A 7176-nucleotide genomic window follows, 5' to 3' on the forward strand; every position below is an offset into this window, starting at 1 on the left:
CCGCCCGACGGGCCGGGCGCCCGCCGGGCGAAGCGGCGGGATAGGCCCCGTTTCCCACGCGGCAGAAGCTTCCCATCGCGCCGGTCCTGCCGCCCGGCCAGCCGCGCGCCGGAGCCGCGCCGGCGCCGGCCCGCCGCCGGCCTATCCCGGCGCTCAGGCTCCCCGTTCCGCCGCCGCGGCGCGGAACTTCGCCGGCGTGAAGGGAACCGAGCGCAGCCGCACCCCGGTCGCGTCGAACACCGCGTTGCTCACCGCCGAGGGCACGACCGCCGCCGTCGGCTCGCCGGCCCCCCAGGGCCGCTCGTTCGGCCGGTCGATCAGCTCGACGACGATCTCCGGCACCTCCGGGAAGCCGATCACCGGGTAGCTCGCCCAGTCGAGGCTGGTCACCGCCCGGCGGTCGAAGGTCAGCTCCTCCTTCAGGGTGCGGCTCAGCGTGTGGATGACGTTGCCTTCGACCTGCGCCTTCACCCCGTCCGGATTGATGATCTGTCCGCAGTCGTGGGTGCAGAGGAAGCGGGTGACGCGGATCTCCCCGGTGCGGCGGTTGACCTCCACCTCGGCCACCGCGGCGACGTAGGTGCGCGTCAGCTCGTACTTGCAGTAGCTGACGCCGCGGCCGCGCAGCACCTCGCCGCCGCGCTCGCGCTGCGGCGAGGGGCGGGTCTGCCAGCCGGCCAGCCGCGCCACCCGCTCCAGCACCTCCCGCCCGCGCCGGTCGTCGGCGGGCAGGTAGCGGAGGCGGTACTCGATCGGGTCCGCCCCCGCGGCGGCCGCCAGCTCGTCGAGGAAGGCCTCGTTGGCGTAGGTGTTCTGCATCCGCCCCGGCGTGCGGATCCAGCTCGGCCGGAAGGGCGTCGTCTCCAGCCGGTGGCAGACCGTCCTCACCGCCGGGAAGGCGTAGGGCGTGGCCAGGTTGTGGATGATGTTGCCGGGGTTGATCTGGCTCTCCCGCGGCAGGCCGGCCAGCTCGGCGGCCGCCAGATCGACGTTGCCGCCGGCGCCCTTGGGGATGAAGGCCTCGCTCTCCCAGCCGACCACCCGGCCCTCGGCGTCCAGCCCGGCGCGCAGATCGACCAGCGTCGGCGGGCCCTTCGGGTCCCACCCATGCTCGTCGGCGCGCATCCACTGCACGCGCACCGGCCGCCCGACGGCGCGCGCCAGAAGCGCGGCGTCGGCCGCCGCGTCCTCGTGCCCGTTGCGGCCGTAGCAGCCGGAGCCCTCCATGTAGATGCAGCGCACCTGCTCGACCGGCATGCCGAGCATCAGGGCGAGCTGCTTGCGCAGGTTGTGCGTGGCCTGGCTCGCCGACCAGACGGTGAGCCTGCCGTCGCGGAACTCCGCCACCGCGCAGGACGGGCCCATCGAGCCGTGGGTGTGGATCGGGAAGTCGTAGGTGGCCGAGAGCTTGCGCGGCGCCGCCGCGATGGCGGCGGCGGGGTCGCCGCGCTCGCTCGTCACCTGGCGCTGGGCGACAGGGGTGGCGCGGACATGCTCCCAGAGCCGCGCCTGCTCCGGCAGGCCGGCCCAGTCGGACCAGCGCACGCGCAGCTCCCCCGCGGCGCGGATCGCCGCCCACTCGGTCTCGGCCACCACGCCGACGAAGGCGCCCTGGTGGACGACGCGCACCACGCCGGGGATGCCGCGCACGCTCGCCTCGTCCACCGCGAGCGCGGTCGCGCCGAGCGCCGGCGGGCGCACCGGCCGGCCGTGCAGCATGCCGGGGAGGCGGAAGTCGTGGACGTAGCGGAAGGTGCCGAACACCTTGTCCGGGATGTCGAGCCGCGGCACGGCGCGGCCGACGATCCGCCGCGCCTCGGGCGGCTTGATCGGCGCGTTGGCGTCGAGCTTGAGGCGGAACGCCTTGCCGCCGACCAGCTCGCCATAGCTCGCGCGGCGCCCGTCGGGGGCGATGACGACGCCCTCCTCGATGCGCAGGCCCTCGGCCGGGACGCCGAGCCGCTGCGCCGCCTCGCGCAGCAGCGCCTGGCGCGCCGTCGCGGCGGCCTGGCGGAGCTGGACGCCGCCGTTCTGGATCGAGAGCGAGCCGTAGGTGGGTCCCTGGTCCGGCGTCAGCGCCGTGTCGCCCTCGACCACGGCGACGCGGGCGAGCGGCACGTCCAGCTCCTCGGCGGCGATCTGGGCGAGGCCGGTGCGCACCCCGGTGCCGAGGTCGACCTTGCCGGAATAGACCGTCACCCGCCCCTCGCCGTCGATGGCGAGGAAACTGTCCACCTCGTCGGTCGCCACCGGCTTCTCGGCCCAGGCGCGGGCGCCGCGCGGGGCGCCGCCGAGGGCGAAGGCGACCAGCATCCCGCCGCCGGCGGCGGCCGCCTTGAGGAAGCCGCGCCGCTCGATCATCCCGTCCATCCTCGCCTCCCTCAGCCCCGGGTCGCGGCGCGCAGCACCGCCGCGACGACGCGCGGATGGGTGCCGCAGCGGCAGATGTTGCCGGCCAGCGCCTGCCTGACCTGCGCCTCCGTCGGGCGGGGGTTCTTCGCCAGGAAGGCGGCGGCCTCCATGATCATGCCGTTGGTGCAGTAGCCGCACTGCACGGCCTGCTCGGCGATGAACGCGGCCTGCACGGGATGCGGCCGCTCCGGCGTGCCGAGGCCCTCGAGGGTGGTGATCCGCTTGCCCGCGGCCGCCGCCAGCGGCAGCGAGCAGGAGCGCACCGCTTCGCCCTCGACATGCACGGTGCAGGCGCCGCACTGGGCGAGGCCGCAGCCGTAATGCGGCCCGGTCAGGCCGAGATCGTTGCGCAGCGCGTAGAGCAGCGGCATCTGCGGATCATCGGCCGTCACCGAGACGGGGCGGCCGTTGACGATCATCGCCACGGTCTGGCTCATTCCTCGCTTCCTCCCCGGCCGGACGATCCGGTGCCGGCCGTGCTCCTGCCTCGCCGCTAGGGAAGCGCAGGCGCGGGCCCCGGCGCAATCCCGGCGTCGCCGCGCCGCCCCGCCGAGGCTGACAAGGCGGGCCCGGGGGCGGCATATAGGGGGCGATCCGACCGGGCCGCCCGGCGCGCCGGCGCCGGGCCGGCCGGTCCCCAACGCGGAGATGCCCATGTCGGCCCAGCTCCAGCCCCTCTCCGGCGAGGCCGGTCCGGCCGCGCCGCCCCTCCTGCTGCGCCGCGACGAGGGCGGCGGGGTCCATGTCCTCACCCTCAACCGGCCGGCGGCGCGCAACGCCCTCTCGCTCGCCATGCTCGACGCGCTCGCCGCGGCGTTCGGGGAGATCGCCGCCGACTCCGCGGTGCGCGCCGTGGTGCTCGCCGCCGAGGGGCCGGTCTTCTCCGCCGGCCACGACCTGCGCGAGCTCACCGCCCGCCGCGCCGACCCGGACGGCGGCCGCGCCTTCTTCGAAACCACCATGACGCGCTGCGCCGAGGTGATGCAGGCCATCACCGCGCTGCCCCAGCCCGTGATCGCCGCCGTCCAGGGCGTGGCCACCGCGGCCGGCTGCCAGCTCGTCGCCACCTGCGACCTCGCGGTGGCCTCGACCGAGGCGCGCTTCTGCACCCCCGGCGTGGACATCGGCCTGTTCTGCTCGACCCCGGCGGTCGCCCTCTCGCGCGCCGTGCCGCCGAAGCCGGCGATGGAGATGCTGCTGCTCGGCGAGATGATCCCGGCCGAGGAGGCGCGGCGCATCCACCTGGTCAACCGCGTGGTGCCGCCCGCGGAGGTGATGCCGACGGCGCTCGACCTCGCGCGGCGGATCGCCGCGCGCTCGGCGCTGACGGTCCGGCTCGGCAAGCGGAACTTCTACCGCCAGCTCGGCCGGCCGCTGGCGGAGGCCTACGCCTGCTCCGCCGCCGCCATGGTCGAGAACCTGATGGCAGAGGACGCCGCCGAGGGGATCGGCGCCTTCCTCGGCAAGCGCAAGCCGGTGTGGAAGGACCGCTGAGCATGGCCGCCGCCGACTACGACGCGCTGCCGCGGGTCGCCGCCAACCACCAGCCGCTGACCCCGCTGCTGTTCCTCGAGCGCGCCGCGCAGGTCTTCCCCGACCACACTGCCGTGCTGCATGCGGGACGGGCCATGCCCTACCGGGAGCTGCGCGACCGCTGCGTGCGCCTCGCCCATGCGCTCGCGCGGCGCGGCATCGGCCGCGGCGACACGGTGGCGGCGCTGCTGCCCAACATCCCCGCGATGCTGGAGTGCCACTACGGCGTGCCGATGGCGGGCGCGGTGCTGAACACGATCAACACCCGGCTCGACGCCGGCACCATCGCCTACATCCTCGACCACGGCGAGGCCCGGGCGGTCCTGGTGGACAGGGAGTTCATGCCGGTGCTGCGCCCGGCGCTCGCGGAGTGCCGGGCGCGCCCGATGGTGATCGAGGTGGACGACCCGCTGGCGCCGGAGGGCGCGCAGGCCGAGACGCTGGGCGGTGTGCCCTACGAGGCGCTGCTCGCCGAGGGCGATCCGTCCTTCGCCTGGCCGCTGCCGCGCGACGAGTGGGACGCCATCACGCTGAACTACACCTCCGGCACCACGGGGCGGCCGAAGGGCGTGGTCTATCACCACCGCGGGGCGCACCTGCTGGCGGTGGGCAACGTGCTGTCGGCGGGGATGGGGAAGCACCCCGTCTATCTCTGGACCCTGCCGATGTTCCACTGCAACGGCTGGTGCTTCCCCTGGACCGTCTCCGCCGTCGCCGGCACCCATGTCTGCCTGCGCGCGGTGCGGGGCCCCGAGATGTGGCGGCTGATCGCGGAGCACGGCGTCACCCACATGTGCGGCGCGCCGATCGTCATGGCGACGCTGCTCAACACGCCGGAGGCGGAGAAGCGCCCCCTCCCCCACGCCGTGCAGTTCGTCGTCGCCGCCGCGCCGCCGCCCGAGAGCGTGCTCGCGGCGATGCGCGCGGCGGGCTTCGCGGTCTGCCACGTCTACGGCCTGACCGAGGTCTACGGCCCCGCCGTGGTGAACGAGTGGCACGCCGAGTGGGAGGCGCGGCCGCTCGCCGAGCAGGCCGCGCTGATGGCGCGCCAGGGCGTGCGCTACCTCGCCCTCGAGGGGCTGGAGGTGATGGACCCCGCGACCCTGCGGCCCGTGCCGGCGGACGGCGCCACCCTCGGCGAGGTGATGATGCGCGGCAACGTGGTGATGAAGGGCTACCTCAAGGACCCGGCCGCGACCGAGGCCGCCTTCGCCGGCGGCTGGTTCCACACCGGCGACCTCGCGGTGCGCCACCCCGACGGCTACATCCAGCTCAAGGACCGCTCCAAGGACATCATCATCTCGGGCGGGGAGAACATCTCCTCGATCGAGGTCGAGGAGGTGCTGTTCAAGCACCCGGCGGTCGCGCTCGCCGCAGTGGTGGCGAAGCCGGACGAGAAGTGGGGCGAGACGCCCTGCGCCTTCGTCGAGCTGAAGCCGGGCGCCAGCGCCACCGCCGAGGAGCTGATCGCCTTCTGCCGCGAGCGCATGGCGCACTTCAAGGCGCCGCGCGCGGTGGTGTTCACGGAGCTGCCGAAGACCTCGACCGGCAAGATCCAGAAGCACGTGCTGCGGGAGCTGGCACGCAAGGGGGCCTGAGCGGCCGGCCGGCCCCTGCCGCGGCGGGGCCGCTCAGGCCTGGCGCCACGCGGGCGGCACGTGGCGGAACGGCAGGGCGGCGAGGTCGAGCGCGGCCGGCCCCGGGCAGTCGCACTCGACGATCGCGCTGCACCGCCCGGCGAAGGCGGCACGGAAGTGGTTCTTCGCCTTGTTGGCGAGCAGCCGCGTCGCGCCGAGGTCTATGCCGTGCAGGGCGAAGAAGGCCGGATCCACCGCCGCCTCCTTGCGCGCCGTGCAGATGACGCGGAGTGCCGGGCCGAGGCGCAGCACGCAGGTCGCGCCGAGGTCCACCGGCGCGCCGCGCTCCATCGGGCCCTCGTTGACGAAGCGGCCGTCGGTGAGGCGCTCGACCTCGGCCTCGACGACGACGGGCGGGCCGAACATCCCCGTCAGCCGGCCGCCGAGCGGGCGGGTGATGCGGGCGCCGACGCCGGCCGCCCGCGCCGCGGCGACGGTGGCGGGGTCGTGCAGGAAGGCGAACACGGCCGGGACCTCGAGCCGCGCCTCGACCAGGGCGCGCAGCAGGCCCGGCGTGTCGGCGATGCCGCCGGAGAGCGGGTTGTCGGCCGGGTCGAGCAGCGCCACCAGGCCGGGCGGGGCGGCGAGCGCCTGGCGCAGCGCCGCCGCCGGGCCGGGCAGCGTCACGGCGAAGCGCGCGCGCCGCGCGGCGATCGAGTCGGCCAGCCGCTCGGCCAGCGCGCGGGCGGCGCCGGCGTCCTCCGCCCAGACCATCGCGGCGGGGCCGGCATGGGGGCTGTCGCCCCAGGCGAAGCCGCCGAAGAGCGAGGCGTCCAGCACCGGCGGCCGCTCCGCCGCCGCCGCCTCGGCCCAGACCTCCGCCATCGGGCCGCTTTCGTCGCGCATGTGGAAGCTGTGCAGCACCACCGGCCGCTTGGCGATGTGCCCCGCGGCGCGCGGCGCGCCGCCGATGGCGCGTTCGAGCAGGGCGAGGGCGCGCATCGCCGCGCGGTCCATGTCCACGTGCGGGTAGGTGCGGTAGGCCGAGGCGCCGTCGAGCAGTTCCGCCGCCTCCGGCGCCATGTTGGCGTGGAAGTCGAAGCTCGCGGTGATCGGCACGTTCCTGCCGACGAGGGAGCGGATGCGGCGGAGCGTGGCGAGGTCGGCCTCCGCGTCGCTCTCGGTCACGCAGGCGCCGTGCAGCGAGAGGTAGATCCCGTCGAAGCGCCCCGCCTGGAGCGCCGCCTCGACCTCGGCCCGCCAGGCGGCCATTGCCGCATCCGCCATCGGTCCCCCGGGCTGCGCGGCGGCGCAGCGCAGCACGGTCGCGCGCCAGCCCGGCCGCGCGGCGAGGAAGGCGGCGACCGCGCCGAGCTCCGTCGCCGTGCCGGCGTAGCGCGCCAGCGCCTCCGGCCCCGCGGTCCACTCGCGCGATTCGAAGGCGGATTGCGGCGTGGGAACGGGCGCGAAGGAGTTCCCCTCGAACCACAGGCGGGCGACGGCGATGTGCGGCATGGCGGCATCAGCCTAGGTCCTGGACTCAAACCGTGTCCACAGCCGGATGGCGGCGAGGGCGACGGTGGAGAGGTAGTTGCGTGCGAGCTTGTCGAAGCGTGTGGCGATGCGGCGGAAATGCTTGAGGCGATTGAAGCAT

Annotated in this window: 5 protein-coding genes; 2 read left to right on the plus strand and 3 right to left on the minus strand. The window is 75.3% G+C overall.

Annotated features, from left to right (window positions below; genetic code table 11):
• Nucleotides 1-153 precede the first annotated feature (153 nt).
• Together K1J50_RS11700 and K1J50_RS11705 are read right to left on the minus strand one after the other, a co-directional pair.
• Nucleotides 154-2370 carry a xanthine dehydrogenase family protein molybdopterin-binding subunit gene (locus tag K1J50_RS11700; protein WP_220117892.1) on the minus strand — a complete coding sequence of 739 codons (2217 nt, stop codon included), beginning with the start codon at nucleotides 2368-2370 and terminating at the stop codon, nucleotides 154-156.
• A gap of 11 nt (nucleotides 2371-2381) precedes the next feature.
• On the minus strand, nucleotides 2382-2849 hold the full coding sequence (locus K1J50_RS11705; RefSeq protein WP_220117893.1) for a (2Fe-2S)-binding protein: 468 nt from the start codon (nucleotides 2847-2849) through the stop codon (nucleotides 2382-2384).
• Nucleotides 2850-3066: 217 nt separating this feature from the next.
• Here K1J50_RS11705 and K1J50_RS11710 point away from each other — a divergent pair, with 217 nt between their 5' ends.
• Nucleotides 3067-3906, plus strand: coding sequence for an enoyl-CoA hydratase (locus K1J50_RS11710; RefSeq protein ID WP_220117894.1), 840 nt, complete (start codon nucleotides 3067-3069; stop codon nucleotides 3904-3906).
• A 2-nt stretch (nucleotides 3907-3908) separates the two neighbouring features.
• Nucleotides 3909-5543, plus strand: a complete 1635-nt coding sequence (locus tag K1J50_RS11715; RefSeq protein WP_220117895.1) for an acyl-CoA synthetase — start codon at nucleotides 3909-3911, stop codon at nucleotides 5541-5543.
• A 33-nt stretch (nucleotides 5544-5576) separates the two neighbouring features.
• Here the strand turns inward: K1J50_RS11715 and K1J50_RS11720 are convergent, their stop codons facing one another.
• The gene (locus K1J50_RS11720) at nucleotides 5577-7037 is read right to left on the minus strand and encodes a M81 family metallopeptidase (RefSeq protein WP_220117896.1); all 1461 of its coding nucleotides are present in this window, start codon (nucleotides 7035-7037) and stop codon (nucleotides 5577-5579) included.
• Nucleotides 7038-7176 lie beyond the last annotated feature (139 nt).

Source organism: Caldovatus aquaticus (assembly GCF_019458025.1).
Lineage (GTDB): Bacteria > Pseudomonadota > Alphaproteobacteria > Acetobacterales > Acetobacteraceae > Caldovatus > Caldovatus aquaticus.

Excerpts from the sequence above, each read along its gene's own strand:
- K1J50_RS11700 (WP_220117892.1), bottom strand. The coding sequence starts at position 2,370 with ATGGACGGGATGATCGAGCGGCGCGGCTTCCTCAAGGCGGCCGCCGCC.
- K1J50_RS11705 (WP_220117893.1), bottom strand. The coding sequence starts at position 2,849 with ATGAGCCAGACCGTGGCGATGATCGTCAACGGCCGCCCCGTCTCGGTG.
- K1J50_RS11710 (WP_220117894.1), top strand. The coding sequence starts at position 3,067 with ATGTCGGCCCAGCTCCAGCCCCTCTCCGGCGAGGCCGGTCCGGCCGCG.
- K1J50_RS11715 (WP_220117895.1), top strand. The coding sequence starts at position 3,909 with ATGGCCGCCGCCGACTACGACGCGCTGCCGCGGGTCGCCGCCAACCAC.
- K1J50_RS11720 (WP_220117896.1), bottom strand. The coding sequence starts at position 7,037 with ATGCCGCACATCGCCGTCGCCCGCCTGTGGTTCGAGGGGAACTCCTTC.